At 46.8% G+C, this 1,580-nt stretch carries 2 protein-coding genes; both read right to left on the reverse strand.

Annotated features, from left to right (window positions below):
• Positions 1-937, reverse strand: a 937-nt coding sequence (locus J1785_RS01125) for an SEL1-like repeat protein (protein WP_217218609.1), incomplete at its 3' end; no start/stop codon positions are given.
• The coding region (locus J1785_RS26575) for a phospholipase D-like domain-containing protein (RefSeq protein WP_338020332.1) at positions 937-1,580 on the reverse strand (644 nt) is incomplete at its 5' end. The genes J1785_RS01125 and J1785_RS26575, both read right to left, overlap by 1 nt.

The raw sequence follows: 1,580 nt of genomic DNA on the forward strand, positions 1-1,580 counted from the left end.
TCGCTTTGCGATCTTCCAGCCATTTTATCTTGCCATCCCAGGCAGGCAGCGGGGCCGGTGGGAGGGGGACGATATCGTTGATTTCTGGGACGGTGGGGTTACTGTAGGAATAGTTGCTAAGTATTTTGCCAATTATTTTATAACGTTGGGTACGCTCGGAGTCTTTTCGCTGTCCAAGATAGTACAATTCGTTAGTGGGGGCTGGTCCATTAAAACCATTCGCTAAAAATCTTGCTGAACTTGAGTCCCCAGCTGCAACACCGAGTTGAAATGCTTCAAGAGCCTCCGTATATTGCTCGGTAATACTTAAGGCCACTCCCAAAGCGTTGGCGGCATTGTCATTACCTTGTTCGGCCGCACAGCGACGCAACTGTCTGGAAACTTTCGGCGCCATATTCGCTGGGGCCAGCTTATCCCCGATGTAAGCTTGGGCCTGAGGATTTCCTTCATCCGCTGCTTTACGGTAATAACGTAAAGCCATCTCACTGTTCTGTTTCAAACCGGCAGTTCCATTCTCCAAATAAATGGCGACAAAGTAGTAACCTGTTGCCACTTTCGCATCAATGAGTTGCTGGCTCATGTGCAGCTGTTCAGTTCTATTGAGATTGAACTGACCCCGGATTGCGCCGTTTTGTAGGTTTATGCTGGCTTTATAATGACCGTTGGCGGTAGCAATTCGATATAAACGCTCAATTTGTGCATCTACGGTTTTATCTTCTTTAAGTTGGTTATTCACTTGAAGCCAGCGAGCATACTTAAACACTACATCTGTATCAGATGATACCTGGGGAATGGTTTCGTGTTTGCAAGTAAAGGCCAATCTCGCATTGATAGTGGAAAGGGGATCCATGGAAACATCCTTTTTAATCAAAGTTGGTGCACTATTTTGGTCGCAAGATGCCAGCAGCAAGCAGGAGAGCAATAGTAGCTTTCGCATCAGTCCTGATCCTTCAATGTTTTTTTGCCGTACAGAAAATTGATTAGTGGAGCTAAAGGTCTTTCATTTTTAGTGTCCTGACGGCCTTTATTCTTGTTGAGAAGATCTTCCCAAGCATCGAACGCCGTCGCAGGATCGTCCTGCATTCCTATTCCATTTGTATGCAACTTCCACAGCCGCTGCCGCAGTGCTTTAGTCACGCTGGCCCAGTCATGAGCAATATTCATTTCGCTGTCGACCTGCATACTACGGGTGTTGATATTGGCGGAACCATGGGTCGTGAATACATCGTTGATGATCATCAGCTTGGAATGCACATAGACCGGCATCCAGTTACCCTCGGGTGAATCGGGTGCGACAAGAGAACAGATATGCACTTTCAGACCGGGAATGTTGACCTGCAAAATTTCTCTGTTTCTTATTTTTTGAATTTCTTTTTCATATTCGTCCAGTTTTTCCTGCGCTGCCGGGTCCCGCGGATCATAATAAATTGGTCGCGGGTCACTCATTCCCCCGACCTGCATTTCTTTTGTCACATTAGGGATGGTATCTGCACGCCCAAGGCTTTCGAGCATACGCTGTGTGTTGACGGTTCCGGCTCCGATGCCTTCGTCCGTTACATTGGTAATAACAAAGAGATACA

This window comes from Rahnella perminowiae (assembly GCF_019049755.1).
GTDB classification, from domain to species: Bacteria; Pseudomonadota; Gammaproteobacteria; order Enterobacterales; family Enterobacteriaceae; genus Rahnella; species Rahnella perminowiae.